We start from the raw sequence: 24854 nt of genomic DNA on the forward strand, positions 1-24854 counted from the left end.
GGGTCTGCTCTACCACCCGCAGCGCGCGGTAGAGGCTGACGGTGCCCGCGCACGCGCTTCGCGCAGCATGCGGTGGCGACGCGGCGTCGTGGCGAGCTCGAGGCGTCGGGACACCTCGGCGGAGCCCACGCCTGTCGCGAAGGCGATCTCCTGCGTCACCACCGTGTCGGCTTCCACCGGGACGGGACCCCGCGAGATGCCGAGCATCTCGTGCTGAAGCTCCATGACCGTGTGCAGCGTGGCGTACGCGTCGAGCAGTCGCCCCTCGAGGCGGGCCTTCTCGCCCTCCAGCTGCTCGATCTCGCGCAGCGCCTCGTCGCCCGCGGTGAACAGCGACGGCAACGGGTCGGGGTCGACCAGCCCCACCCCGGCGTGCTCCAGCGCGGCCCCGAGCACGAGCTCGAGAGGCGACGGGGAGGAGGTGAACGGCATACTCGATTAGAACATTTGTTCGGGTAGGAATCAAGAGGCGTGAACGACCAATTCAGCTGCACACCAATGGAACCCGTGCCCACGCGTGACGTTGTCGCCCTCCGACGGTACGGTGCCGACATGTCGACGGAGCAGCGCAGCCATGTCGTGGCGATCGACCAGGGGACCACGAGCACGCGTGCCATGGTCTTCGACCGGAGCGGCCGCGTGGTTGCCGTCGACCAGCAGGAGCACCGCCAGATCCTGCCGCGCGCCGGCTGGGTCGAGCACGACCCGATGGAGATCTGGCAGAACACCCGCGCCGTCGTGGGTGGGGCCCTCGGCAAGGCCAACCTCAACGCCACCCACGTGGCCGCGGTCGGCATCACCAACCAGCGCGAGACGACCGTCGTGTGGGACAAGGCCACCGGCGAGCCGGTCCACAACGCGATCGTCTGGCAGGACACCCGCACCCAGGCGATCTGCAACGACCTGGCCGAGGACGGCGGCGTCGAGCGCTTCAAGGACGTCACCGGCCTGCCGCTCGCGACGTACTTCGCCGGCCCCAAGGCCCGCTGGATCCTCGACCACGTCGAGGGGGCCCGCGAACGGGCCGAGGCCGGCGAGCTGCTCTTCGGCACCATCGACACCTGGCTGCTCTGGAACCTCACGGGTGGCGCGAGCGACGGGGGCGTGCACGTCACCGACGTCACCAACGCGTCGCGCACGCTCCTCATGGACCTGCGCACCCTGTCGTGGGACGAGTCGATCGCAGCCGAGATCGGCATCCCGCTCGCGATGCTCCCCGAGATTCGCTCGTCGTCAGAGGTCTACGGCACGTGCAAGCCAGGCATCCTCATCGACGTGCCCGTCGCCGGCATCCTCGGCGACCAGCAGGCGGCGACCTTCGGTCAGGCCTGCCTCGACGTCGGCACCGCCAAGAACACCTACGGCACCGGCAACTTCATGCTGCTCAACACCGGTGAGGAGATCGTCGCCTCGAAGAACGGCCTGCTCACCACCGTCTGCTACCAGCTCGGTGACGCGAAGCCGGTCTACGCCCTCGAGGGCTCGATCGCCGTCACCGGTTCACTCGTGCAGTGGCTGCGCGACAACCTCGGGCTCATCAAGGACGCGAAAGAGGTCGAGACCCTCGCCGGCACCGTCGACGACAACGGTGGCGCCTACTTCGTCCCCGCCTTCTCGGGCCTCTTCGCGCCCCACTGGCGACCCGATGCCCGGGGCGCGCTCGTCGGCCTGACGCGCTTCGTCAACAAGGGTCACATCGCGCGAGCGGCCTTGGAGGCCACGGCATTCCAGACCCGCGAGGTGCTCGAGGCGATGAACGCCGACTCCGGCGTGCCGCTCACCGAGCTCAAGGTCGACGGCGGCATGGTCGTCAACGAGACGCTCATGCAGTTCCAGGCCGACCTGCTCGGCGTCGACGTCGTGCGCCCGGTCGTGGCCGAGACGACCGCGCTCGGCGCTGCGTATGCCGCCGGGCTCGCCGTCGGCTACTGGCAGAGCACCGACGAGATCCGCGACAACTGGGGCGAGGACCGCCGCTGGTCGCCGCAGCTCGACGAGACCGAGCGCGAGCGCCTCTTCCGGCAGTGGAAGAAGGCGGTCGAGCGCACCCTCGACTGGGTCGACGACGACACCGCCTGAGCCCTGCGAGCCCCGAGGGCGTATGCCGTCAGCCCAGGGCGGTGATGGCGGCGTCGTAGTCGGGCTCCTGGCCGATCGAGGGCACGAGCTCCGAGTGGAGCACCGTTCCGTCGGTGCCGATGACGACCACGGCGCGGGCGAGCAGCCCGGCGAAGCCGCCGTTCTCCATGCGCACCCCGTAGTCGTAGCCGAAGCTCGACCGGAACGACGACGCCGTGACGACGTTCTCGATGCCCTCGGCGCCGCAGAACCGGTTGAGGGCGAACGGCAGGTCGGCCGACACGCAGATCACCGTCGTGTTCTCCAGACCCGCGGCGAGCTCGTTGAACCGGCGCACGCTCGTCGCGCACGTCTTGGTGTCGATGCTCGGGAAGATGTTGAGCACCACCCGCGAGTCGGTGGGGAGGGTCACGTCGTCGGTCAGCTTCGCGCTCGTCAGCGTGAACTTCGGGGCGGTCGTGCCCGCCTGCGGCAGCTCGCCGACGGTGTGGACGGTGGTGTCTCCCAGCAAGGTGGTGGCCATGGGTCGTTTCTAACACCCTTAGGTTGGGGGCATGGAACCCGGTGCCGGCTCGCGCTTCGTCATCAACGTGGTCGGACTGGTCGGGCTGCTCTTCGGGGCGCTGCCGATGGTGCGCTACCTGCTCGACGTGTCGTTCTTCGGGTTCACCACCGCGCCTTACGACTGGCTGGGTCTCGGGGGTTTCATGCGCTTCGTCCCGCCGCTCATGGTGCTCGTCGTCTGCATCGTCGCGGCCTACGTGCTCGAGCGGCGGGCGCAGGACGACTGACCAACGTTCGACGACCGGGTCGCATCGACAAGTACGCGTGATGTGATGTGGGCATGTCGCCCCGGGCACCACTCCTCGCCGCGCTCGTCCTCGCGACGAGCATCGCGACGAGCATCGCGCCGGGCGCTGCCGTCGCGCCGGCCCAGGCCGCACCCTCCGCCGACACCGCGCCGGCTGTCCTCGCCGCCGACGCAGTGACGCCCGAGGTCTCGAGCGTGCCCGTCGGCGCCGAGCCCGACGGCACTGCCGTCAGCCTCGACGTCTCGATCTGGCCGCAGCCCGCGGGCCGCCACCCGGTGGTCCTGCTCGCCCACGGCTTCGGCGGCACCAAGGAGTCCGTGGCGGCCCAGGCCGACGAGCTCAACGCCCGCGGCTACGTGGTCGTCACGTGGAGCGCCCGGGGGCACGGACGGTCGGGCGGGCGCATCCACCTCAACGACCCGGCATACGAGATCGCCGACGCGAAGGTGCTGCTCGACCTGGCGGCGAAGCGCGCCGACGTCGAGCTCGACGCGCCCGGCGATCCGCGAGCCGGTGTCATGGGCGCTTCCTACGGCGGAGCGCTCGGCCTCATGCTGGCCGGCACCGACCGTCGCGTCGACGGCGTCGTCTCGGCGATCACGTGGAACGACCTCGCCGACGCGTTCTTCCCGCAGTCGGCCGTCACCGCGCCGGCCACGACGGCCGCCGGCCGCAGCCCGGTCGACGTGCCGGGCCCGTTCAAGCAGGTCTGGGCCACGAACTTCTTCCTGTCGGCACTGCGGGGGGCCGGGCCGACGGCCTCGGGGACGGGGTCTGCCGCAACAGCCGTGGACTGTGGCCGGTTCGACCCGACGATCTGCCGGCTCTTCGTCCAGACGTCCGAGACCGGCACGCCGCCGCCGCAGCTCACTGCGATGCTGCGCGCCCACAGCCCCAAGCCGACGATGAACGCGGTCACGGCGCCCACCTTCCTCGTCCAGGGCATCGGCGACTCCCTCTTCGGCCTCGACCAGGCCGACGCCACCGCGTCGGCCCTCGCCGCCACGGGCACGCCGTATGCCGTCCGGTGGAGCGACGGGGGCCACGACGCACCCAGCTCGCACGAGGCGGAGGAGGTCGAGGCCTCCTACACGTGGCTCGACCACTATGTGCGCGACAAGGCGGACCGCGGCTCGGCCCTGCCCACCGCGGCGTTCACCTACGGCACCAAGGGTGCGCGCGCCGGTGCGCCGACGACGCTGCACACGCTGCCGGCATACCCGGGGCTCTCCGGCTCGAAGGTCGAGACCCGCGAGCTCCCGCTGACGACGACGTCCGGGGGGCTGCTGCACCCGCCCGGGGGCCAGCCGGCCTCACTCATCGCGGTGCCGGGGCTCGCCGCGCTCGGCATCACCGTCTCGACCTACCAGATCGCCGCGCTGCCGGGGCAGTCCACCGCGCTTGACTCCCAGCCGATCGCCGAGGCGGCCACCGTGGTCGGCTCCCCGACGATGCGTTTCACGGTGACCTCCGACAGCACCGATGCGACCTTCTTCGCCTCGGTGTGGCGGGTCACCGGCGGCTCCGTCACGCTGACCAACCCGCTCGTTGCGCCGGTCCGGCTCAAGGTGACCCCGGGCACGCCCACGCCCGTGACGATCTCGCTGCCCCCGGCGACGTACGTCATGCCGGCCGGCACCCGCTGGCGCGTGCTCCTCACGAGCACCGAGTCGACGTTCTCCAACGCGCGCACGCCTGGCAGCCTCCTCATCAGCGGCGCCTCCGCGCTCACCCTGCCCGTCGCGTCCGGAGCAGAGGTCGGCGGCACCGTCGCGGTGGGGATCGACACCGAGACGTTCCTCGCGAGCCTCTTCCTCGTGCTGCTGCTCCTGGCGGCGCTCGTCGGCTGGCTCCTGCGGCGTCGCCGGCGTCGGCTGCTGCCCTCCCGTCCCGATCTCGCCGACGTGCCGCTCGTCGTCGAGGGGCTCGTCAAGACCTACTCCGACGGGCACCGAGCCGTCGACGACGTCTCGTGGCGCGCCGAGAAGGGCCACGTCGTCGGCCTGCTCGGGCCGAACGGCGCCGGCAAGACGACGACGATGCGCATGGTCATGGGCCTCATCTCGTCCGACGCCGGCAGCGTGCACGTGCTCGGCGAGCCGGTCACCGCCGGCTCGACCGTGCTCGGCCGGGTCGGGGCACTCATCGAGGGACCCGGCTTCCTGCCACACCTCACCGGTCGCCAGAACCTCGAGGCGTACTGGTCGGCCACCGGCCGCGACCGCACCGACGCGCACTTCGACGAGGCCCTCGAGGTCGCGGCCCTCGGCGGAGCGGTCGACCGGCCGGTCAAGTCCTACAGCCACGGCATGAAGCAGCGCCTCGGCATCGCGCAGGCGATGCTGGGCCTGCCCGAGCTGCTCATCCTCGACGAGCCGACCAACGGCCTCGACCCGCCGCAGATCGCAGCGATGCGGCCGATCCTGCGCCGCTACGCCGAGACCGGTCGCACCGTCGTCGTCTCCAGCCACCTGCTCGCCGAGGTCGAGATGACCTGCACCCACGTCGTGGTCATGCACGCCGGTCGCGTCGTGACCCAGGGTCCGGTGGCCGACCTCGTCGACAGCGACGACACGACGATCCTGGACCTGCCCGAACACGCTGGGCACGATGTCGTGAACGCGGGCGTGCACGCGCTGGAGGCGGCTGCCGGCATCACCGAGGTGCGGGTCGACACGCCGACCCGACTCGTCGTCGTCGCCGACCGTGGCCGAGCCGAGGTCGTCGCCGCGGCGGTCGCGGCGGGGCTCCCCGTGGTCGGGGTGAGCAGCCGGCGCCACCTCGAGGAGGTCTTCCTGGGGGTCATCTCGTCGGCCTCCGCCGACGGAGCGGCGGGCGCGACCGGCGAACCGGGCGACGAGGGAGCCTCCCTCATCGAGCGACTGAGGCAGGTGAGGGCACGATGACGCAGGACCACCTTCCGGGCCGTACCCCCGGCCCGGCCCACCCCCACACTCCCGGTGAGGCCCTGCTCGACGCGATCGAGCCCGGGGCCGCACCGAGCACCGACACCACGTTCGTGCGCGACCCGCTCTCGTGGCGGTCCGAGCTGCGCCGGCAGTGGGGGCGGCGACGCACGATCTGGGCGTTCGGGCTGCTGCTGGCCCTGCCGCTCGTGCTCGTCGCGTCGTTCGCCTTCGGGCAGCGCAGCAACAACAACCGCGGCAGCGCGACGACCCGCATCTTCGACCTCGCGCAGAGCGGGGCCGCGAACTTCAGCCTCGTGCTCGTCTTCCTTGCGTCGGAGCTGCTGCTCGTGCTGCTGGCCGCGCTCTTCTGCGGCGACGCCGTGCCGTCCGAGGCCTCGTGGTCCTCGCTGCGCTACCTGCTCATCGCACCCGTCCAGCGCGCGCGCCTGCTGACGAGCAAGCTCGTCATCGGCGTCGCGTCGACGCTGGCGGCCACGATCCTGCTGCCGGCGTGGGGTCTGCTCGTCGGCGGGATCGCCTACGGCTGGGACCCGCTGACCAACCCCATCGGCGAGAACCTCGACTGGGGCCAGTTCCTGCCGCGGCTCGCGCTGGCGATGGCCTACATCTTCGTGACCCTGCTGCCCATCGGCGCGATCGCCTTCTGGCTGGGCACTCGCTCCGACGCTCCCCTCGCCGCGGTGGGTGGTGCGGTGCTCTTCAGCATCCTGCTCAACATCCTCGACCAGCTCGACGCGCTCGACCCCTACCGCAACGCCTTCCCCGGCCACTACTCCCGCGAGTGGCAGGACGCGCTCGCGGTCTCGCCCGACTGGAACGACATGGCGCACGGCGTGCTCTGGTCGCTCGTGTGGGCCGTCGCCTTCACGATGCTCGCCTACCGCCGGTTCCGGCGCTCCGACATCCTCAGCTGAGCGACTCGTCGTTCATGGCGGCGAGGATCCCGTGCAGGGCCCGCAACCGGCCGTGGGTGTCAGCCGTTCCACCGCCGACCCTGCGCGTCACCTCGTGCAGCGTCGGCAGGAACAGCTCGCCGGCGACCTGGTGCGCGCGCCGGCCCGCCTCGGTCAGCTCGACGCGGTAGGACCGACGGTCTTCGGGATGGGCGACCTTGCGCACGTGGCCGCGACGCTCGAAGCGCTTGACGTAGCTCGAGACAGTCGTCGCCGGCGCCGCCATCCAGCGAGCCAGCTCGGTGGGTGTCATGCCCGCGGTGGACGACAGGACCGAGTAGACGGCGAACTCGTCGGCATCGAGACCCGCGGCCCGCACCGCCTCGTCGACCAGTGCGGTGGCCGCCCGCGAGACGAGCCAGACGTCGAAGAGGACGTTGGACAGGCCGGCATCGAGGTCGGGGGAGTGCGAGCCGTCAGGCGGTGGCATGAATGGCCTTGGCCTTTCTGGCCGCGAGCACGGCGATCGCGCAGAGGAGGACGGCGCCCGAGGCCCAGAAGGTGACGTTCTTGGCAGTGGACGCCAGCCCGAGGAGGTGGCTGGTCGGAGGCTGACCCGGGAACGCGGCCAGCGCCAGCCAGGCGCACAGGTTCTCGACGTAGTCGAACGCGCTTCCGAGGAGAGGCAGCGCCGCCAGGGCGAGCAGGCTGTGGCGGCGCGTGGCGAGCCGGGAGAGCACGAGGGCGCTCGAGGCCGTCATGAACAGTCCGAACACCATCGGGTAGAGCAGGTCTGCCAGCTGCAGGAACCTGTAGGCGTCGCGACCGGCCGCCCCGCAGGCACTCAGGAAACCGGTCACGTCGGCGGCGCTCGTGAAAACGCGGACGTCCGGGGGCCTTTGACCGCAGGCGGTCTCGACGTGCGGGATGGCGAACGGCGCGCTGGAGGCGAAGAGCAGACGGGCGAACACGCCGAAGACGATCGCGTGGCTCAGCCACACGGGCCAGCTGGCCAGCCGGGCCGTCGTGCTCGCGAGCGACCGGACGAGGCGGTGCCCGGGTGGGGCCGTGCGGGTGCGGGGCCCTGCTGCTCCGCGGGTTGCTGGGGCGGTCTCGCTCGACCGGGCAGTCGTCATGACGCTTCCTTCCTCGACGTGTCGGCCCTGTGTGGGCTTTACTACGATGTCGTAGTTCTTAGATACTGCGACATCGTAGTAATTTCGTCAAGGCCGGACGCCGCAGTGATCTACAGCTTCTTCGCCTCCGGGATGACCCGCTCGCCGATCAGCTCGAGCCAGTCGGTGCGCGAGCCGTCACCGCCGATCATGTGCAGGTGGGTCACCCCGAGGCCGGCCAGCGCGGAGAGGTGCTCGAGCGTCGCGTCGACGTTCTCGCCGTCGGGGCCAGGGTCGACCGGGCCCATGACGGTCTTCTCGATCTCGTCGTAGTCGCGTCCGAGCGCGTCGCAGTGGCCGCGGAGCACCTCGAGCTTGTGCGCCAGCTCGGGGGAGTCGAAGAGGTTGCAGGCCTGGGCGTACTGGGCCACCATCCGCAGCGTCTTCTTCTCGCCACCGCCGCCGATGAGGATCGGCGGGTGCGGGCGCTGCACCGACTGCGGCGAGTTGAGTGTGCTGCCGAGGCGGTAGTGCTTGCCCTCGTAGGGCTCGTCGCTGTCGCTCCACATCTGCAGGCAGATCTGCAGGGTCTCCTCGAGCCGCTCGAAGCGCTCGGCCGTCGGGGGGAACGACAGGCCGAGGCCGACGCACTCCTCCTCGTTCCACGCCGCGCCGATGCCGAGCCAGGCCCGGCCCTTCGAGAGCACGTCGAGCGTCGTGACCTCCTTGGCGAGCAGGCCCGGCTCGCGGTAGACGGCGGCCGTCACCCAGGCGAGCAGCTCGACGCGCTCGGTGACGGCGGCGAGGAAGCCGAGAGCCGTGTAGGCCTCGAGCATCTCGTGCTCCTTGGGCCCGACGCCCCGGATCTGCCAGACGTGGTCCATGACCGAGAGCTTGGTGAAGCCGACGTCCTCGGCCGTGCGTGCCGTGCGCACGAGGTCGTCGACGAACGTGGTGGAGCCGCCGCTCCACGTGAAGTTGGCCAGGTGCAGTCCGAGGTCCATGCCTTGCACACTACGTCCGGAACCACCAGCGGACGAGGGGGCGACGGACTCTCAGTCGCCGTTGGTGGTGCCCACCAGGGCGCCGGACACGGGCGGCTCGGCGGACCACGGGAAGACGATCCACCGATCCGTCTGTCGCCACACGTAGTCGGGCGTCACGACCGATCGCGACTTGCCGTAGATGACGGCGCTCCGGGCCTCGGCGCCGTGCTCCTGGAGCAGGTCGAGCACGAGCGCGAGGGTGCGGCCCGAGTCGGCGACGTCGTCGACGACGAGGATCCGCCCGCCCTTGAGGCTGTCGGTGTCGAGGTGCGGCGCCAGCAGCACGGGGTCGGGCAGGGTCTCCTCGACGTCGGTGTAGAACTCGACGTTGATGGCGTCGGTCAGCTTGATGCCGAGCGCGTACGAGAGGCCGCCGCCCGGGATCAGCCCGCCACGCGCCACGGCGACGAGGACCTCCGGCCGGAAGCTCGAGTCGGCGACGAGCGTCGCGAGCTCGCGGATCGCGATGCCGAAGCCCTCCCACGTCAACACCTCCTTGTCGACCAGGGCGGAGGAGTCGGCGTGGTAGGCGGTCGTCATGCACCGAGGCTAACCACCTCGGGTGAACGCCGTGTTTCAGGCGGTCCGCCGTCGGGCAGACTGGCCGGGTGAGCCACCCGCCCCGCGCCCTCCGTCCCTCCCGGCGCTCGCAGGTGCCGCCGTTCGAGGTGATGGACGTCCTCGACCGCGTCGCGGTGCTCCGTGCCGCCGGGCGCGACGTCGTGTCCCTCTGCGCCGGCGAACCGTCCGGTGGGGCCCCGTCCCTGGTGTCCGAGGCGGCCGCCCGCATCCACGGGTCCGGTCGTGCGCTCACCTACACCTCGGCCCTGGGCATCCACGAGCTGCGCGCCGAGATCGCGGCCCACTACCGCCGGTGGTACGGCCTCGACGTCGACCCGGCCCGGGTGGCGATCACGACCGGATCGTCGGGTGGCTTCGTGCTCACCTTCCTCGCCGCCTTCGAGGCCGGCGACCGGGTGGCGCTGGCCCGGCCCGGCTACCCCGCCTACCGCAACATCCTCGCGGCGCTCGGCTGCGAGGTCGTCGAGATCGACTGCGGCCCCGACACCCGCTACCAGCCGACGCCGGCGCTGCTCGACGCGGCGCACTCGGACGGGCCGCTCGCCGGGCTCATCGTCGCCTCGCCCGCCAACCCGACGGGGACCATGGTCGACCGCACCGAGCTCGCGGCCGTCACGGGCTGGTGCGCGGCCAACGGTGTCCGCCTCGTCAGCGACGAGATCTACCACGGCGTCACCTATCCCGAGCCGCGCGCTCCCGACCCCCGCGGCGTCTGCGCGTGGGAGACCGACGAGAGCTCCGTCGTCGTCTCCTCGTTCAGCAAGTACTGGGGGATGACGGGCTGGCGTCTCGGCTGGCTGCTGCTGCCCGAGGACCTCGCCCGCCCGGTCGACGCGCTCGCCGGCAACGTGGCGCTCTGCCCTCCGGCGCCGGCGCAGTATGCCGCCGTGTCGGCTTTCGCGGAGGAGTCCTACCGCGAGTGCGACGACGCCGTCGAGGAGTTCGCCCGCACCCGAAAACTGTTGCTGGACAACGCTGCCCGCCTGGGCTGGGGAGCCGCGGCGCCGCCGGACGGAGCCTTCTACTACTGGGCCGACCTCGGACCGCGCCTCGAGCGCTGGGAGAGCTCGGCGGCATACGCCCGCGCCCTGCTCGAGGAGGTCGGCGTCGCGATCACACCGGGCGGCGACTTCGACGACCGGGCGGGGGGTCGCTCGGTGCGGCTCAGCTTCGCCGCCGGCCGCACGGCCGTGGGCGAGGCGATCGAGCGGATCGAGGCGTTCAACGCGCGTTGAGCCGCTACGGTCCCGGGCATGGGATGGTTCAGCGACCTCGTGGGCGCCGTCCGCGCCGGCCTCCGCAGCCGGGTCGACCCGGTGCCAGTGGGTCAGGCTGCCACGATCGACGAGGTGCTCGACCGGATGCGGGCCGCGGGTGCCTCGCTGCCCGACGGCGACGGGGTGCGAGCCTTCCACGAGATGTACGTGCACGTCACCGAGCTCGTGCGTGACCGGGTGTCGGCGGGGGCCTTCGGCGATGCCCGGTTCATGACGCGGCTCGACGTCGTCTTCGCCGGCCTCTACCTCGAGGCCATCGTTCCCGGTGGCGCCCCGCACGCATGGGCGCCGGTCATGGAGTCCCGCCGCGCGCCGGGCATCCTCTCGATCCAGTTCGCGCTGGCGGGCATGAACGCCCACATCAACCACGACCTGCCGCTGGCGCTCGTGCGCACCTGCCGCCAGCTCGGCACCGACCTCGACGCGACCGGGGTGGAGGCCGACTACCAGCGCATCACCGGCATCCTCGAGTCGGTGCAGGAGCAGGTGCGCCGGTCGTTCTTCGACGGCATCCACCTCGAGCTCGACTCGGTCGCGGCTCCGGTGACGAACCTCGTTGCGTCGTGGAGCATCTCGCGTGCCCGGGACGCCGCGTGGACCAACGCCCGCGTGCTCTGGGAGCTGCAGGGCGTCGAGCCGCTGCGCAGCGAGTTCCTCGACCGGCTCGACCGCAGCGTCGGGCTGGCCGGTCGGTGCCTGCTGACGCCGGTGGCCGCCCTCGCCTGACCGTGTGGGTCAGGCGAGGGCGAGGGCCACCGCGCGTCAGGCCGCGAGCGCTGCCCCGGCGACCGGATCGGCGACGGTTTCGGGCTCGGTTTCGGGCTGGGTTTCGGGCTGGGTTTCGGGCTCGGTGGTGCCGGCGCGCAGTGCGGCTCGCAGGCGCCAGGCGCCGTAGACGGCGACGAGGCTGATCACGAGGTGCAGCCCGAGGAAGCCGTTTGCCAGGCCGAGGCCGAGCAGGGCGCCGGCGACGAGCGGACCGACGGCCGAGAAGGTCGTCTGGATCGCGGTGAACGTGCCGAGCGTCGTGCCGACGAGGCCCTTGGGGGCGAGGCTCGCGGTGAGCGGGTTGAGCACCGGGGCGTACATCGTCTCGCCCACGGCGAAGATGCCGAAGGTCGTGACGAAGAGGGCCGCCGCCATGTCGGGCGTCAGCTGGGCCACGGACAGGACGACCCACGACAGCGCCCAGATGCCGCCGACGACCATGAGCAGGCTGGCCGCGTTGTGGCGGGCCGTGAGCCGCACGACGACGACCTGGAGTGCGACGATGACAACGCAGTTGACGGCCGCGGCCAGCCCGATGGCCGACTCGTCGACGTCGAGGACGGTCAACGCGTACGCCGGCAGGCCGGACTCGAACTGCGCGTAGAAGCCGAGGGCCAGCGCAACCGCGACGACCGCGGTCCAGCGCAGGGCGGGCACGGCGAAGATGCGGCGGAGCGCCTCGACGGTCCCGAGGCGCTGCTCTGCCTCGCCCGCGGTGAGGTCGGGAGCGGCCTCCGCGGGGGCACCGACGCCGGCGACGTGGATGATCGCGGCGGACAGCGCGAAACCGACACCGGCAGCGACGAACGCCGTCGTCATGCCGTCCGGACGCGCCAGGTCGACGAACTGGCCGGCGACGAACGCGCCCACCGCCATGCCGATCGCCTCGGCCGTGAACTTGTAGGCGAAGACCTTGCGACGGTCGTCGCTGCCGGCCCAGCGCAGCACGAGCACCGATGCGGCGGGAGCTGAGGCCGTGAGCCCGAAGCCGAAGACGAACATGCCGACGAGGAAAGTCGCGGGGGTGTCGGCCCAGACCAGGCTGCCGACGCCGGCGGCGGCGACGAGCTTGGCGGCGACGGCGACGACGACGGGGTCGTAGCGGTCGCTGAGTCGCCCTGCGAAAGGCGCCGCGACGAGGGCGCCGACGGAGAACAGGGTGCTCGCCAGGGCGGCGGCCATGGCGCCCCAGCTGCGGGTGTTGGCCGCGTACGCGTACTGGTAGGGCAGCACGGTGCCCCATCCGAGCATGCCGATGGACGACGCGAGGACGAGGAGCTTGGTGCGCACGGGAATCACACCCTTCCGGGGTCTGGGGTTCAGGGCCGCGTTCGACAACGCAGTTTCGATCTCGAATATTTCGTATTCGAAGTTCGACGTCGAACATTAGCAGCGTCGACGCAGGTGGAACAATGCGGTTCCATGGCAGCGAAGCGACGGCGGTCCGCCCAGCAGGAGCATGCGACCGACGTCGCCACCTACGTCGCCGCGGGCGGCGAGGAGTCGGTCCAGCGCGTCATCACGGCCGTGTATGCCGTCACGAAGAAGCTCGACCAGTGGTACGTCCGGCAGTTCGCCGACCTCGACCTCACCCAGGGCGAGTGGTCGGTGCTCGCCGCGCTGGCCCGGGCGGGCGACACGTGCCTCACCCCGAGCCAGCTCGCCGACCTCTCCAACGTCGCCCCGTCGTCGATGACGCACCGTCTCGACAAGATGTCGGGGCGCGGTCTGCTCCAGCGTCGTCCCGACGAGACGAACCGCACCCGCACGCTCGTGTCGCTCACGACCGACGGCTGGGCCCTCTTCAGCGCCGCGGTGCGCGAGTCGAACGTCGTCGAGAGCGACACCCTCCGCGGGCTCTCCACGCCGGAACGGCACGAGCTCGCACGCCTGCTCGAGATCGTCATCGAAGGACTCGACGACGTCGAGGCGTGACCAGCCCGGCCGAGCGCTCCTAGGGCGCGGACCCGGTCGGCGCGTTCGGCCAGGGGACGCGCCCGTTCGGGTCGGCGGACGGTGACGTGATGAGCGGCCCGACCCAGAGCAGTCGGGGGTCGGTGACGACGGCCAGCAGCTCCGACCTCGACGGCAGCGGCGCCGTCGTGGCCCTGAGCGAGTTCCCCGGCTCACGCGCCGTCACCGACACATAGGCCGTCCGCCCGTCGGGGCGGGTGTGGCTGGCAGCGCGGGTCGTGCCGGTGCTGCCGTAGTAGAGACGCGACCCGTCCGGTTCCTGGCGCACCAGACGGCACACGGAGGGGGCGTCGGGGAAGGCAGCGCCGCAGCGCGGGCTGTCGGTCTCGCCCCCGCCGCGCGCGAAACCGGCCGTGGTCGAGCCGATCTCCACGCCGCCCAGCGAGCTGGACCCCTTCCGGCCCCACGAGACGGTGATGCCGAACCGCGAGACCCCGGAGTCGTCGAAGCTGGTCCGGGTGCCGGAGCCGGACGACTCGTCCCCCCAGCCGCCGAGATACCGGCCGGCGCCGGAGACGTGGGCCCGCACGACGGCGACCATGCGGGCGCCGAGCTGGTCGCCCGTCAGTGGCGGGGCGGCAGCGGAGGACGTGCGCGGTGGAGGGGTGCTCGACCTGACCGCGACGCTCGAAGTGCCCACGCCGGCAGGGTGGGAGGTCGGAGTGCCGGTGCCCTGGACCCAGATGCCGCCGGCGATCGCGACCGCGACGACGGAGGCCGCGGCGCCGGCCAGCGGCCGGGTCCGAGCGTCGCGGCGCGCGGAACGACCTCGCGCCAGGTCGTCCGCGGGGTCGAAGGGCTGGGCGGGGGCGGCGTCGCGCAGGCGCGCCAGCCCTTCTCGCAGCTGCTTCTCGATCGTCTCGGTCATCGCGACACCTCCTGCGCGTCGAACGAATGCTCGGGCTCTCGTGACTCGTCCGGTGAGCCGCCCGGTGACAGCGCGCGGGCCAGGTACGCGAGCCCCTTGGACGTCTGGCTCTTGACGGTGCCGCTCGAGATCCCTAGCAGGTCGGCGGTCTCGGCGACGCCGAGATCCCACAGGTAGCGCAGGACGATGACCCGTCGCATCGCGGGCGGCAGCGCGGCGAGGGCGTCGGCGAGCTCGTCCCGGTTCTCGAGGGCCACCTCGGTGGGGCGCGCGGGCAGATCGGGCAGGTCGTCGCCGGCCGACCGTTCCCGCCGCCACCACGGTCGGCGGGTCAGGTCGATGTGCGCGTTGACGAGCACCCGTCGTGCGTACGCGTCCTGCGCGGACACGGCCGCCACGCGTGGCCACGCGACGTAGAGCTTGGTCAGGGTCGTCTGGACGAGGTCCTCGGCCGTTGCGGGGTCGCCGCACAGCACGAGGGCGGAACGCCGCAGCTGCTCGCGGCGCCCCTGGACGTACCGCGTGAACTGCTCGTCCCGCTCTGACATGTCTCCCCTGTGCGCCCTGCACTGCAGGGTTCGTCTCCACGCCCGTGCGGGCCCACACCCCTTGAACGTAGCGGCGAGGGCTGCGGTTGCCTCGCCGCCGCGGAATCGTGCGCGCCGACAGCAGACGACTGCGGGCGTAGCGTCGTCGGTATGGACAGCAAAGGGCAACCGGTCGCCCTCGTCACCGGAACCTCCTCGGGCATGGGCCTGCACGCCGCCGTCGAGCTGGCCCGGCGCGGCCACACCGTCGTCGCCACGATGCGTGACCCGTCGCGCGCCACTGCCCTGACCGAGGCCGCACGCGAGGCAGGGGTCGAGCTCGACGTCCGCGTGCTCGACGTCACCGATCACGACGCGGCCCGGTCGACCATCGACAGCGTGATCGCGGACCACCGCCGGCTCGACGTGCTGGTCAACAACGCCGGCCGCGGCGCCGTCGCCACCGCCGAACAGCTGTCGCTCGACGACATCCGCGACCAGCTCGAGGTCAACTACCTCGGCCCGGTCGCCCTCACCAAGCTCGTCCTGCCGCACATGAGGGAGGCCGGGTCGGGCACGGTCCTCACCGTGACGAGCGTCGGGGGCGCCGTGGGCCAGCCGTTCGCCGACGCCTACTGCGGGGCGAAGTTCGCGGTCGAGGGCTTCATGCAGTCGCTCGCCGTCGTGATGCTGCCCCACGGCGTGCGGGTCTCGGTCATCGAGCCCGCCGCGGTCGCGAGCGACTTCGTCGGCAACGTCGCCCGCACGGACGAGGTGCCCGACGGCCCGTATGCCGCCCAGCTCGCGGCCTACCTCGCCCGTTCGGCCGGGGCGTTCGCCAACGCCCAGAGCTCCCGGGACGCCGCGGCCGCCATCGCCGACGCCGCAATGTCCGCTGACTACCGCTTCCGCTGGCAGACCTCGGACGGCGCGACGGCGTTCGTCGGGATGTCGCTCGCCGACACCGACGGCAGCCGGGTGCTGGGAGCGACCCGCGGGTGGATCGAGACCGCCCCGAACTAGAGTCGCCCGGTGAGCTACCGCAGGCCCGTCCCGACCATCGGCGACCCCACGTCGGCGGCCGAGCGTGCGCAGGCACCCGATGCCTGGGCACTGCGCGACGACCTCGCCTCGCTCGAGCGGGTGGTCGGCGCCCGCCGTGACATCCGGCGCTACCGGCCCGACCCCGTGCCCGACGGCGTGCTCACGGCCGTGCTCACCGCCGGCCACCGTGGACCGTCGGTCGGCCACAGCCAGCCGTGGCGCTTTCTCGTCGTCACCGAGGCGCAGACGCGCGACACGGCCGCCCTCATGGCCGACCGCTGCCGCCTGCGCCAGGCCGCCGGCATGGCCGAGGAGTCAGCACGCGGCCTGCTCGACCTGCGCCTCGAGGGCATCCGTGAGGCCCCGGTCGGTGTCGTCGTCGCCTGCGACCGGCGTACGCCTGCGGCCGGGGTGCTCGGCCGGGCGACGTTCCCCGACGCCGACCTCTGGTCGTGCGCCGCCGCCATCGAGAACATGTGGCTCACGGCTCGCGCCCACGGCCTCGGCCTCGGCTGGGTGACGCTCTTCGAGCCGGCCGAGCTCAAGCAACTGCTGGGCCTGCCCGACGGCGTCGAGACCCTCGGCTGGCTCTGTCTGGGGTGGCCCGATGAGCGGCCGCCCGAGCCCGGCCTCGAGCGCGCCGGGTGGAGCCGCCGGCTGCCGCTCGAGCAGGTCGTCATGCGTGAGCGCTGGGCCGAGCGGGACGCCCCCGTCTCGCACCTGCGCGCCCCCGACCAGGGCGACGTCGTCGGTGCCCGCGACCGGTCCGACGACCTCCTCACCGTCCCCGGCTCGCTCGGCGTCCTCGACGCCGTGCTCGACCGGGTCACCGCGCTCCCGGCCGTCGACGGTCGGGGCACCCTTGTCGTCGCGGCTGCCGACCACGCCGTGACGGCATACGGCGTCACGGCCTTCGACCCGTCCGTGACCGCCGACGTCGCCCGAGCCACCCGCGAGGGCACGTCGATGGGCGCCGTGGCTGCGGCAGCGGCCGGCCTCGAGGTCGAGCTGATCGACGCCGGCATCGGTTGCAGCAGAGGCGATCTCGTCACGACCGATGCCCTGGATGAGACCACGTACGCCGCGCTGCTGGCGCTCGGCCAGCAGTGCGGGCGCGCTCTGGCCGAGGCGGGTCCGGTGGCGCTCGGCGAGGTGGGCGTCGGCAACACCACCGTGGCGGCTGCCGTCGCCGCCGCACTGCTCGTCCTCCCGCCCGACGACGTCGTCGGACGGGGATCGTCGGCGGACACCGCGATGGTCGAGCGCAAGCGCGACGTCGTCACCCGTGCCCTGGCTCGGGTAGGCGCGACCGCTGACCCCCACGAGGTGCTGCGACGCCTCGGAGGGGGCGAGCTGGCCGTCCTGACCGGAGTGGTGCTCGGTGTGGCCGAGGCCGGCGGCGTCGTCGTGCTCGACGGGCTCGCGACGTCGGTGTGCGCCCTCGTGGCGGTGCGGGCCGAGCCCGCGGTCGCCGCCCACCTCGTCGCGGGCCAGCGGTCACGTGAGAAGGCGCACGCCGCGGTGCTGCGCGAGCTCGGCCTGGAGCCGCTCCTCGACCTGCGCATCCGTGCGGGGGAGGGGGTCGGCGCGGCCCTCGCGACCGGGCTCGTCAAGGACGCCCTCGCCCTGCGGCGAGGGGTCGCCCGCACGTCCACGGTTTGAGTCCGGCACGCGCTCGCACCTAGTTTGGATGGGTTGTCCAACCGTCGAACTGCCCTCACGAGGGGCTGGGAGCGAAGCATGACCACACTGTCCCCAGACCGTCCGCCGACTCCGGACCGGGGCTCCGACCCCGGTGACCGTGCCTTCTTCGGGCACCCGCGGGGCCTGTCGACCCTCTTCTTCGTCGAGCTGTGGGAGCGCTTCTCCTACTACGGGATGCGCGCCATCCTGCTCTACTTCCTCGTCGACACCGCGGCCAACGGCGGCCTCGGCATCGACCAGACCACCGGTGCCGCGGTCGTCTCGATCTATGGTGCCTCGGTCTACCTGCTCTCGATCATCGGCGGCTTCACGGCCGACCGGGTCTTCGGTGCCCGGCGCTCGACCCTCTACGGCGCCGTCGTCATCATGGCCGGTCACGTGTGCCTCGCCCTGCCGGCTGCTGCGACGGCCTGGCTCGGCATCGCGCTCGTCGCGCTCGGCACCGGCCTGCTCAAGCCCAACGTCTCGGCCATGGTCGGCACGCTCTACCGCGCCGACGACGCCCGCCGCGACGGCGGCTTCTCGATCTTCTACATGTCGATCAACATCGGCTCGTTCTTCTCGCCGCTGATCGTCGGCTGGCTGCGCGAGCACTACGGCTACCACGCCGGCTTCTCGGCCGCTGCCGTCGGCATGGCCATCGCCATCGGCTGGTTCGTCGTCGGGCGCCGCGCCCTCGGCAAGGCCGTCGACGACGTCCCCAACCCGCTGGCCCCCGAGGAGCGCAGCCGGGTCGGCCTGCTCGCCGTCGGTGTGCTCGTCGCGTTCGTGGCGATCGTCGCCCTCGCCGGGCTCTGGCGCGACACCGTGCTCGACCAGGTCATCGACGCGATCTCGATCGTCGCGGTCGCCACGCCCATCGCCTACTTCACGATGATGTTCCGCAGTCCCAAGGTCGAGCGAGAGGAGAAGTCGCACCTCGCGGCCTACCTCCCGCTGTGGGTCGGCGCGATGCTCTTCTTCATGATCTTCGAGCAGGCCGCCGGCAAGATGGCGATCTTCGCGGCGAAGAACACCGTCACCGAGACCGCCGGCGTCTCGGTGAACCCTGAGTGGTTCCAGTCGATCAACCCGCTCGCCATCGTGCTGCTCGCGCCGATCTTCGGCTTCATCTGGACCCGCCGCGCCGGGCGCTTCCCGTCGACGCCGATGAAGTTCACCCTCGGTGTCACGATCATCGGTCTCTCGGCGCTCGCCATGGCCTGGGCCTTCGCCAGCTACCAGGGCAACACCGCGCCGGTCTACATCCTCGGTGGTGTCTTCGTCATGCAGACGGTCGCCGAGCTGTGCCTCTCGCCGGTCGGTCTGTCGGCCACGACGCGGCTCGCGCCCCGGGCCTTCGCGAGCCAGGCGATGGCGCTCTGGTTCCTCGCCAGCTCGGCGGGCCAGGCCATCGCGGCCCAGCTGATCCAGGCCATGGGTGGCCTCAGCGACGCGACGTTCTATGTCGTCAACGGCGTCATCACGCTCGTCGTCGCGGGCGTGCTGCTCGCGCTCGTGCCGTGGATCCGCCGCAGGATGTCCACGGCCGAGGTGCACGTGTCGGAGCCGTCGACGCCCGTGTCGGCCTCGGCGCACTGACGTGATCGTCGCCGAGCTCGCCCGGCGCCACCGGGACGCCACGCACGGCTGAGGGCGGGCCACCCGGCATACGCCATCGGCGCGTCAGCGCCTCGGCAGGCTCAGCGCAGGAGCAGCACCGCGGCGACGACGCCGGCGATGACGACCAGCACGCGGAAGAGCGTCGGCGGCAGTCGCCGTCCGACCCGTGCGCCGACGTAGCCGCCGACGACCGAGCCCGACGCGAGCAGTGCGATGGCGCGCCAGTCGAGGTCGGCCACGACGACGAAGATGAGGCCGGCCACGACGTTGCCCGCGAAGATCGCCAGGGTCTTCAGGGCGTTGACGACCCGCAGGTCGAGATCGAGGCCGAGCCCGAGCACGGCGACCATCATGACGCCCGAGCCGGCACCGAAGTAGCCGCCGTAGACGCCGGTCAGCAGCGCGAAGAAGGTCGTCACCGGCCCCATCCGGGTGCGGGGACCGACGTCGTCGCCACCGCGCGACCGGAGCCACCGCGCGACCCACGGCTGCACGCCGACGAGCAGGCAGGTGAAGAGGATCAGCCACGGCACGACCGCCTCGAAGACGCTGGAGGGGAGCGCGAGCAGCAGCACGGCGCCGCCCACCGCCCCCAGCGCGCACGTGACGACGACGGTCCACGTGATGCGGGGGTGCTCGCGCAGCTCCTCGCGGTAGCCGAACGACCCGCTGACGCCGGCCGGCACGAGTCCGACGGTGTTGGACGCGTTGGCCACGACCGGCGGCAGGCCGACGGCGAGGAGCACCGGGAAGCTGAGGAGCGAGGCCACCCCCACCGTCGAGGTGAGGATGCCGGCGCCGAGACCTGCGCCGAGAACGGCCAGCATCTCGACGGGTGTCACGACCCGTCTCTCAGCACGGCGACGTCGCTGACCATGACGACGTGGGCGTGCATGGCGGCGGCGGCCGCCTCGGGGTTGCCGGAGCGGATGGCGTCGGCGATCGAGCGGTGGTGGACGAGCGAGTCGGCGGGGCGGCCGGGCTGGCTCAGCGACTCGATGCGCGTCTCGCGGACGAGGTCGCGGATCTCGTCCATCAGCCGGGCGAGCAGCAGGGAGTGGGCTGCCGCGGTGACGGCGCCGTGGAAGCGCTCATCGCCCTCGACGCCCCGACCCCCGGCCTCGACGTCGCGCTGCATGTCGTCGAGCGCCTCGTCGATGCGGGCGAGGTCGTCGGCGGTGTGGCGGGTCGCGGCGAGGGCGGCGATCTTCGTCTCGAGGGCGTCGCGCGTCTCGATGATCTCGGGCAGCCGGTGCGCGTGGGCGCGGATGGCCTCGACGATCCGGCGCGGCGCAGGGGCGTCCGCGATCAGCGTGCCGTCGCCGTGGCGCACCGTGACGACGCCGATCACCTCGAGCGCGACGAGGGCCTGGCTGAGCGTCGCGCGGCTGACGCCGAGGCGCTGGGCGAGCTCGCGCTCGGGAGGCAGTCGGTCACCCGCCGTGAGACCGTTCTGGTCGATCCAGGTCGTGATCTGCTCGGCCACCTGCTCGTAGAGGCGGGTGCGCGTGAGGCGGGACATCCCCGGTGTCGACATGAGATCACCCTATTGACAGTCGGACTGTTGACCTATTGGCTAGGCCACTGAGCCAGCCATGAGCCTCGTCACAAGGGCGTGGAACCAGGCGCGCTGGCCGCGACCGACGGAGGACACGTATGGGACCGGAATGGGTCTCGATCATCGCGCTCGTCGCACTGTTCGTGATCGGCACCCTGCTGCCGATCAACATGGGAGCCCTCGCCTACGTGGCGGCCTGGCTCGTGGGGGTCTACTCGCTCCAGCTCAGCGAGAAGGAGATCCTCGCCGGGGTCAGCGGTGACCTCGTCCTCACCCTCATCGGCGTCACGTACCTCTTCGCCATCGCGAAGAACAACGGCACCGTCGACCTCATCGTCAGATCGGCGGTCAAGGCCGTCGGCGGGCGCGTGGCGCTCATCCCGTGGGTGATGTTCTTCGTGACGGCGCTGCTGACGGCCATCGGGGCCGCGAGCCCGGCCGCCTGCGCCATCATCGGCCCGATCGCACTGGGCTTCGCCGGCCGCTACAAGATCAACCCGCTGCTCATGGGCATGTTCGTGGTGCACGGTGCGCAGGGTGGCGGCTTCTCGCCGATCAGCATCTACGGCACGATCACCAACTCAGTGATGAAGGACAACGGCCTGCCGTCAAGCGAGATGACCGTCTTCCTCGCGAGCCTCTTCGTCAACCTCGCCATGGCGGTCGTCCTCTTCCTGGTGCTCGGCGGACGCCGCCTGATGAACATGCGCGCCGACGACCTCGACGACCCGATCAGCGACGAGGAGCTCACCGACGACCTCCACCAGGGCGGCGTGGGCGTCGCCACGCGCGGCACCGGCACCATCACGGCCACACGCACGCAGGCGCTCGGCGTCAAGCGGGACCAGGTGCTCACGCTCGTCGCGTTCACCCTCGTCGCACTCATCGCGCTCGCGTTCGACAAGAACATCGGCTTCGTGTCGATCACGGCCGCGGTCATCCTCGCGATGCTCTCGCCCAACCAGCACAAGGACGCGATCAAGCAGGTCGCGTGGCCGACCGTCCTCCTCGTCGCCGGTGTGAGCACGTATGCCGCCGTGCTGACGGAGGCGAAGGCGCCCGAGTTCGTGGGCAACTGGGCTGCCGGCCTCGGCGCGGTCGTCATCGGCGCGCTGGTGCTCTGCTACGTCGGCGGCGTCGTCTCGGCGTTCGCCTCGTCCACGGCCCTGCTGCCGGTGATCATCCCGATCGCCGTGCCGCTCATCGCGAACGGCGGCATCGGTGCTGCGACCTTCGTCGCGGCGCTCGCGGTCGCCTCGACGATCGTCGACGTGAGCCCGTTCTCGACGAACGGTGCGCTGATGCTCGCGAACCGGCCCGACACGATCAGCGAGCCTGTGTACTACAAGCAGATCCTGACCTACAGCGTCATCGTGGTCCTCGCGGGCCCGCTGCTCGTCTGGGCCGCCCTGATCCTTCCCGGATGGTGAAGCAATGACTGCAGCAACCCGCAGCGACGGCCCCCTCTCCGACGTGCTCGTCGTCGACCTCTCGCGTGCCCTCGCGGGGCCGCACGCGACGATGATGCTCGCCGACCAGGGAGCTCGCGTCATCAAGGTCGAGGCGCCCGGTCGGGGCGACGACACCCGCGGCTGGGGTCCGCCGTTCGTCGGAGACGAGGGGCGGCGCGAGTCGACGTACTTCCTGTCGGCCAACCGCAACAAGGAGTCGATCACCCTCGACCTCAAGGACGACGCCGACCGCGACGTGCTGCTCGCGCTCGTCGACCGGGCCGACGTGCTCGTCGAGAACTTCCGCACCGGCGTGCTCGAGCGGCTCGGGCTCGGCATCGAGTCGCTGACGGCGCGCAACCCGCGCCTCGTCGTCCTGTCGATCACCGGCTTCGGCCACGACGGCCCCGAGGGCGGGCGCGCCGGCTACGACCAGATCGCCCAGGGTGAGGCCGGCCTCATGTCGCTCACCGGCTCGGGTCCCGACGACCCGCAGCGCGTCGGCGTGCCGATCGCCGACCTGCTCTCGGGGATGTACGGCGCGTACGGCGTCGTCGCCGCCCTCAACGAGCGTCACCACACGGGCAAGGGCACCGTGGTGCGCACCTCGTTGCTCGCGTCCGTCGTCGGGGTGCACGCCTTCCAGGGCACGCGCTGGACGGTCGCAGGCGAGGTCGGTCGGTCGGCCGGCAACCACCACCCGTCGATCGCGCCGTACGGCCTCTTCCACTGCCGCGACGGATCGGTGCAGATCGCCGTCGGCAGCGAGGGGCTGTGGCAGCGGCTGTGCGCCGGCTTCGGGCTCGACCCGGCGGCTCCCGGGCTCGCCACGAACCCCGAGCGCGTGGCGAACCGCGCGCGGGTCATCGGGGTGCTCGAGGCGGCCTTCGCCGACTGGGACGCCGAGCCGCTGCTCGCGCGTCTCGCCGAGGTCGGGGTGCCCGCGGGCAAGGTGCGCACGCTCGACGAGGTGTATGCGTGGGACCAGACCGCGAGCCAGGGCCTCATCGTCGAGGTCGAGCACCCGACGCTCGGTCCGCTCACGCTGCCGGGTCCGCCGCTGCGTTTCTTCGACGGTGACGGCACCGAGGTGACCCGCCGCGACCACGCGGCGCCGCCCACGCTCGACGAGGACGGCGCGGCGATCCGCGCCTGGCTGAGGGAGGAGTGATGGCGCGTCGCCCGTGGACCGCCCACGAGCTGCTCGACCTCGTGCTCGACACCGGGTCGTTCGTGTCGTGGGACGAGCCGATCGACATCACCGAGCAGCCCGAGGCGTATCGGCTCCAGCTCGAGGCGGCAGCCGCCCGGGCGGGCACCGACGAGTCGGTGCTGACGGGCCGAGGGCTCGTACGCGGTCGGCCGGTTGCCGTCATCGTCAACGAGTTCCGCTTCCTGGCCGGGTCGATCGGGCGCGCTGCCGCGCACCGCATCACGGCTGCCGTGCACCGCGCCACTGCCGAGGGCCTGCCCGTGCTGGCCTCGACGGCCTCCGGCGGGACCCGCATGCAGGAGGGCACGCCGGCCTTTGTCGAGATGGTCGAGATCTCGCGGGCGCTCATGGCGCACCGGGCCGCTCGCCTCCCGTACCTCGTTCACCTGCGGCACCCGACCACCGGCGGCGTGTACGCCTCGTGGGGGTCGCTGGGACACGTGACGGTCGCCGAGCCCGGCGCCCTGGTCGGGTTCCTCGGACCCAAGGTCTACGAGGCGCTCAACGGCACACCGTTCCCGCGCGACGTGCAGACGGCCGAGAACCTCACGGCGAAGGGTGTCCTCGATGCCGTGGTCGCTGCCGAGGACCTGCCGATGCTCGTCGACCGGGCGCTGGGCGTGCTCGTCGACGGGCCGACGCTGCCCCGCCTCGAGCTGCGCCAGGGTGAGCCGAGCCGGCACCTGAGCGTCTGGGAGTCGATCGAGGTCACGCGCAGTCCCGACCGGCCCGGGGTGCGCGAGCTGCTGCGCCACGGCGCCAGCAGCACCATCCGTCTCAACGGCACCGACGAGGGCGAGCGCGACGCGACCATGCTCGTGGCCCTCACCCGTCTCGACGGGCAGCCCTGCGTCGTCGTCGGCCAGGACCGGTCGCGTCAGTCGCCGTCGACACCGATGGGGCCGGGGGCGCTGCGCGAGGCGCGCCGGGCCATGCGACTCGCCGAGGAGCTCGGGCTGCCGCTCGTCACGGTCATCGACACCCCCGGGGCCGAGCTGTCCCCGCACGCGGAGGAGGGCGCCATCGCCGGCGAGATCGCCCGCTGCATCGCCACCCTGACCACGATGACCGTGCCCACCGTGTCGGTCGTGCTCGGGCAGGGTTGTGGCGGTGGGGCGCTCGCGCTGCTGCCGGCGCGAGAGGTGATCGCCGCCGAGCACGCGTGGCTCTCGCCGCTGCCGCCGGAAGGCGCCAGCGTCATCGTCCATGGCGACGTCACGCACGCGGCTGAGATGGCCGAGCTCCAGCAGGTCGGGGTGCTCGACCTGGCGGCGCAGGGCATCGTGAGCCGGATCGTGCCGGAACCGGCCGACGACACCGCAGCAGGGCTGGCTTCGGCCGTCGTGGCCGAGACCGCCGCGGCCCTGCGCCGGCAGACGCACGGCGAGGCGCAGGTGCTCGCCAGCTGAGA

General features: G+C 72.0%; 24 protein-coding genes. 13 read left to right on the forward strand and 11 right to left on the reverse strand.

Going from position 1 to position 24854, the window contains the following annotated elements; all coding sequences use genetic code 11:
• Positions 1–9: 9 nt before the first annotated feature.
• Positions 10–432, reverse strand: coding sequence for a hypothetical protein (locus AB4091_RS08715; RefSeq protein WP_442291339.1), 423 nt, complete (start codon positions 430–432; stop codon positions 10–12).
• Between the two features lie 120 nt (positions 433–552).
• On the opposite strand from AB4091_RS08715, the gene glpK reads away from it, so the two are divergent.
• Positions 553–2079, forward strand: coding sequence for a glycerol kinase GlpK (glpK, locus tag AB4091_RS08720; RefSeq protein WP_442291340.1), 1527 nt, complete (start codon positions 553–555; stop codon positions 2077–2079).
• A 28-nt stretch (positions 2080–2107) separates the two neighbouring features.
• Here glpK and tpx read toward each other — a convergent pair whose 3' ends face one another.
• The gene (tpx, locus tag AB4091_RS08725; protein WP_442291341.1) at positions 2108–2602 is read right to left on the reverse strand and encodes a thiol peroxidase; all 495 of its coding nucleotides are present in this window, start codon (positions 2600–2602) and stop codon (positions 2108–2110) included.
• Positions 2603–2633: 31 nt separating this feature from the next.
• Here tpx and AB4091_RS08730 point away from each other — a divergent pair, with 31 nt between their 5' ends.
• The 3 genes from AB4091_RS08730 to AB4091_RS08740 are packed head-to-tail and all read left to right on the forward strand — an operon-like array spanning position 2634 to position 6735.
• Positions 2634–2870, forward strand: a complete 237-nt coding sequence (locus AB4091_RS08730; RefSeq protein ID WP_442291342.1) for a hypothetical protein — start codon at positions 2634–2636, stop codon at positions 2868–2870.
• A gap of 53 nt (positions 2871–2923) precedes the next feature.
• Complete coding sequence (locus AB4091_RS08735) at positions 2924–5797, forward strand: alpha/beta fold hydrolase (RefSeq protein ID WP_442291343.1); 2874 nt, start codon at positions 2924–2926, stop codon at positions 5795–5797.
• Entirely contained in the window at positions 5794–6735 is a 942-nt protein-coding gene (locus AB4091_RS08740; protein ID WP_442291344.1) for an ABC transporter permease subunit, read from the forward strand. Before AB4091_RS08735 ends, AB4091_RS08740 begins: the two co-directional genes overlap by 4 nt.
• On the opposite strand, the gene AB4091_RS08745 is transcribed toward AB4091_RS08740, so the two are convergent.
• The 4 genes from AB4091_RS08745 to AB4091_RS08760 all read right to left on the reverse strand — a co-directional run bounded on the left by AB4091_RS08745 (position 6728) and on the right by AB4091_RS08760 (position 9415).
• A complete protein-coding gene (locus AB4091_RS08745; protein WP_442291345.1) occupies positions 6728–7204 on the reverse strand; it encodes a MarR family winged helix-turn-helix transcriptional regulator in 477 nt (158 codons plus the stop codon). The two genes, AB4091_RS08740 and AB4091_RS08745, sit on opposite strands and share 8 nt — an antisense overlap.
• On the reverse strand, positions 7191–7850 hold the full coding sequence (locus AB4091_RS08750; RefSeq protein WP_442291346.1) for a hypothetical protein: 660 nt from the start codon (positions 7848–7850) through the stop codon (positions 7191–7193). Before AB4091_RS08750 ends, AB4091_RS08745 begins: the two co-directional genes overlap by 14 nt.
• Positions 7851–7960: 110 nt before the next feature.
• Positions 7961–8833 (reverse strand): LLM class F420-dependent oxidoreductase, encoded by an 873-nt coding sequence (locus tag AB4091_RS08755; protein WP_442291347.1) that lies wholly within the window; start codon positions 8831–8833, stop codon positions 7961–7963.
• A gap of 51 nt (positions 8834–8884) precedes the next feature.
• On the reverse strand, positions 8885–9415 hold the full coding sequence (locus AB4091_RS08760) for a phosphoribosyltransferase (protein ID WP_442291348.1): 531 nt from the start codon (positions 9413–9415) through the stop codon (positions 8885–8887).
• A 131-nt stretch (positions 9416–9546) separates the two neighbouring features.
• Here AB4091_RS08760 and AB4091_RS08765 point away from each other — a divergent pair, with 131 nt between their 5' ends.
• Entirely contained in the window at positions 9547–10692 is a 1146-nt protein-coding gene (locus AB4091_RS08765; protein WP_442291402.1) for an aminotransferase class I/II-fold pyridoxal phosphate-dependent enzyme, read from the forward strand.
• Positions 10693–10710: 18 nt separating this feature from the next.
• Positions 10711–11460 carry a DUF5995 family protein gene (locus AB4091_RS08770; RefSeq protein WP_442291349.1) on the forward strand — a complete coding sequence of 250 codons (750 nt, stop codon included), beginning with the start codon at positions 10711–10713 and terminating at the stop codon, positions 11458–11460.
• Positions 11461–11496: 36 nt separating this feature from the next.
• Here AB4091_RS08770 and AB4091_RS08775 read toward each other — a convergent pair whose 3' ends face one another.
• A complete protein-coding gene (locus AB4091_RS08775; RefSeq protein ID WP_442291350.1) occupies positions 11497–12792 on the reverse strand; it encodes an MFS transporter in 1296 nt (431 codons plus the stop codon).
• Between the two features lie 132 nt (positions 12793–12924).
• Here AB4091_RS08775 and AB4091_RS08780 point away from each other — a divergent pair, with 132 nt between their 5' ends.
• Entirely contained in the window at positions 12925–13437 is a 513-nt protein-coding gene (locus AB4091_RS08780) for a MarR family winged helix-turn-helix transcriptional regulator (RefSeq protein ID WP_442291351.1), read from the forward strand.
• A gap of 19 nt (positions 13438–13456) precedes the next feature.
• On the opposite strand, the gene AB4091_RS08785 is transcribed toward AB4091_RS08780, so the two are convergent.
• Both AB4091_RS08785 and AB4091_RS08790 read right to left on the reverse strand, forming a co-directional pair.
• A complete protein-coding gene (locus tag AB4091_RS08785) occupies positions 13457–14344 on the reverse strand; it encodes a hypothetical protein (RefSeq protein WP_442291352.1) in 888 nt (295 codons plus the stop codon).
• Positions 14341–14892 (reverse strand): SigE family RNA polymerase sigma factor, encoded by a 552-nt coding sequence (locus AB4091_RS08790; RefSeq protein ID WP_442291353.1) that lies wholly within the window; start codon positions 14890–14892, stop codon positions 14341–14343. Before AB4091_RS08790 ends, AB4091_RS08785 begins: the two co-directional genes overlap by 4 nt.
• A gap of 150 nt (positions 14893–15042) precedes the next feature.
• On the opposite strand from AB4091_RS08790, the gene AB4091_RS08795 reads away from it, so the two are divergent.
• The 3 genes from AB4091_RS08795 to AB4091_RS08805 all read left to right on the forward strand — a co-directional run bounded on the left by AB4091_RS08795 (position 15043) and on the right by AB4091_RS08805 (position 19200).
• Positions 15043–15894, forward strand: a complete 852-nt coding sequence (locus AB4091_RS08795) for an SDR family NAD(P)-dependent oxidoreductase (protein WP_442291354.1) — start codon at positions 15043–15045, stop codon at positions 15892–15894.
• A gap of 9 nt (positions 15895–15903) precedes the next feature.
• Positions 15904–17577, forward strand: coding sequence for a 5,6-dimethylbenzimidazole synthase (bluB, locus tag AB4091_RS08800; RefSeq protein WP_442291355.1), 1674 nt, complete (start codon positions 15904–15906; stop codon positions 17575–17577).
• A 78-nt stretch (positions 17578–17655) separates the two neighbouring features.
• Positions 17656–19200 carry a peptide MFS transporter gene (locus AB4091_RS08805; protein ID WP_442291356.1) on the forward strand — a complete coding sequence of 515 codons (1545 nt, stop codon included), beginning with the start codon at positions 17656–17658 and terminating at the stop codon, positions 19198–19200.
• A 101-nt stretch (positions 19201–19301) separates the two neighbouring features.
• Here the strand turns inward: AB4091_RS08805 and AB4091_RS08810 are convergent, their stop codons facing one another.
• Entirely contained in the window at positions 19302–20063 is a 762-nt protein-coding gene (locus AB4091_RS08810; protein ID WP_442291357.1) for a sulfite exporter TauE/SafE family protein, read from the reverse strand.
• Positions 20060–20758 carry a FadR/GntR family transcriptional regulator gene (locus AB4091_RS08815; RefSeq protein WP_442291358.1) on the reverse strand — a complete coding sequence of 233 codons (699 nt, stop codon included), beginning with the start codon at positions 20756–20758 and terminating at the stop codon, positions 20060–20062. Before AB4091_RS08815 ends, AB4091_RS08810 begins: the two co-directional genes overlap by 4 nt.
• A gap of 119 nt (positions 20759–20877) precedes the next feature.
• Between AB4091_RS08815 and AB4091_RS08820 the strand changes: the two genes are divergently transcribed.
• The 3 genes from AB4091_RS08820 to AB4091_RS08830 are packed head-to-tail and all read left to right on the forward strand — an operon-like array spanning position 20878 to position 24852.
• Positions 20878–22209 carry an SLC13 family permease gene (locus AB4091_RS08820; RefSeq protein ID WP_442291359.1) on the forward strand — a complete coding sequence of 444 codons (1332 nt, stop codon included), beginning with the start codon at positions 20878–20880 and terminating at the stop codon, positions 22207–22209.
• 4 nt (positions 22210–22213) lie between these two features.
• On the forward strand, positions 22214–23401 hold the full coding sequence (locus AB4091_RS08825) for a CaiB/BaiF CoA transferase family protein (protein WP_442291360.1): 1188 nt from the start codon (positions 22214–22216) through the stop codon (positions 23399–23401).
• Positions 23401–24852 (forward strand): carboxyl transferase domain-containing protein, encoded by a 1452-nt coding sequence (locus AB4091_RS08830; RefSeq protein WP_442291361.1) that lies wholly within the window; start codon positions 23401–23403, stop codon positions 24850–24852. The genes AB4091_RS08825 and AB4091_RS08830 overlap by 1 nt, the downstream gene beginning before the upstream one ends.
• Positions 24853–24854 lie beyond the last annotated feature (2 nt).

This window comes from Terrabacter sp. 2RAF25, assembly GCF_052115265.1.
Taxonomy (GTDB): domain Bacteria; phylum Actinomycetota; class Actinomycetes; order Actinomycetales; family Dermatophilaceae; genus Terrabacter.

Bases quoted from the DNA above. Each gene is read 5' to 3' on its own strand.
- AB4091_RS08715 (WP_442291339.1), bottom strand. From the start codon at position 432: ATGCCGTTCACCTCCTCCCCGTCGCCTCTCGAGCTCGTGCTCGGGGCC.
- glpK (WP_442291340.1), top strand. From the start codon at position 553: ATGTCGACGGAGCAGCGCAGCCATGTCGTGGCGATCGACCAGGGGACC.
- tpx (WP_442291341.1), bottom strand. From the start codon at position 2,602: ATGGCCACCACCTTGCTGGGAGACACCACCGTCCACACCGTCGGCGAG.
- AB4091_RS08730 (WP_442291342.1), top strand. From the start codon at position 2,634: ATGGAACCCGGTGCCGGCTCGCGCTTCGTCATCAACGTGGTCGGACTG.
- AB4091_RS08735 (WP_442291343.1), top strand. From the start codon at position 2,924: ATGTCGCCCCGGGCACCACTCCTCGCCGCGCTCGTCCTCGCGACGAGC.
- AB4091_RS08740 (WP_442291344.1), top strand. From the start codon at position 5,794: ATGACGCAGGACCACCTTCCGGGCCGTACCCCCGGCCCGGCCCACCCC.
- AB4091_RS08745 (WP_442291345.1), bottom strand. From the start codon at position 7,204: ATGCCACCGCCTGACGGCTCGCACTCCCCCGACCTCGATGCCGGCCTG.
- AB4091_RS08750 (WP_442291346.1), bottom strand. From the start codon at position 7,850: ATGACGACTGCCCGGTCGAGCGAGACCGCCCCAGCAACCCGCGGAGCA.
- AB4091_RS08755 (WP_442291347.1), bottom strand. From the start codon at position 8,833: ATGGACCTCGGACTGCACCTGGCCAACTTCACGTGGAGCGGCGGCTCC.
- AB4091_RS08760 (WP_442291348.1), bottom strand. From the start codon at position 9,415: ATGACGACCGCCTACCACGCCGACTCCTCCGCCCTGGTCGACAAGGAG.
- AB4091_RS08765 (WP_442291402.1), top strand. From the start codon at position 9,547: ATGGACGTCCTCGACCGCGTCGCGGTGCTCCGTGCCGCCGGGCGCGAC.
- AB4091_RS08770 (WP_442291349.1), top strand. From the start codon at position 10,711: ATGGGATGGTTCAGCGACCTCGTGGGCGCCGTCCGCGCCGGCCTCCGC.
- AB4091_RS08780 (WP_442291351.1), top strand. From the start codon at position 12,925: ATGGCAGCGAAGCGACGGCGGTCCGCCCAGCAGGAGCATGCGACCGAC.
- AB4091_RS08785 (WP_442291352.1), bottom strand. From the start codon at position 14,344: ATGACCGAGACGATCGAGAAGCAGCTGCGAGAAGGGCTGGCGCGCCTG.
- AB4091_RS08790 (WP_442291353.1), bottom strand. From the start codon at position 14,892: ATGTCAGAGCGGGACGAGCAGTTCACGCGGTACGTCCAGGGGCGCCGC.
- AB4091_RS08795 (WP_442291354.1), top strand. From the start codon at position 15,043: ATGGACAGCAAAGGGCAACCGGTCGCCCTCGTCACCGGAACCTCCTCG.
- AB4091_RS08805 (WP_442291356.1), top strand. From the start codon at position 17,656: ATGACCACACTGTCCCCAGACCGTCCGCCGACTCCGGACCGGGGCTCC.
- AB4091_RS08815 (WP_442291358.1), bottom strand. From the start codon at position 20,758: ATGTCGACACCGGGGATGTCCCGCCTCACGCGCACCCGCCTCTACGAG.
- AB4091_RS08820 (WP_442291359.1), top strand. From the start codon at position 20,878: ATGGGACCGGAATGGGTCTCGATCATCGCGCTCGTCGCACTGTTCGTG.
- AB4091_RS08825 (WP_442291360.1), top strand. From the start codon at position 22,214: ATGACTGCAGCAACCCGCAGCGACGGCCCCCTCTCCGACGTGCTCGTC.
- AB4091_RS08830 (WP_442291361.1), top strand. From the start codon at position 23,401: ATGGCGCGTCGCCCGTGGACCGCCCACGAGCTGCTCGACCTCGTGCTC.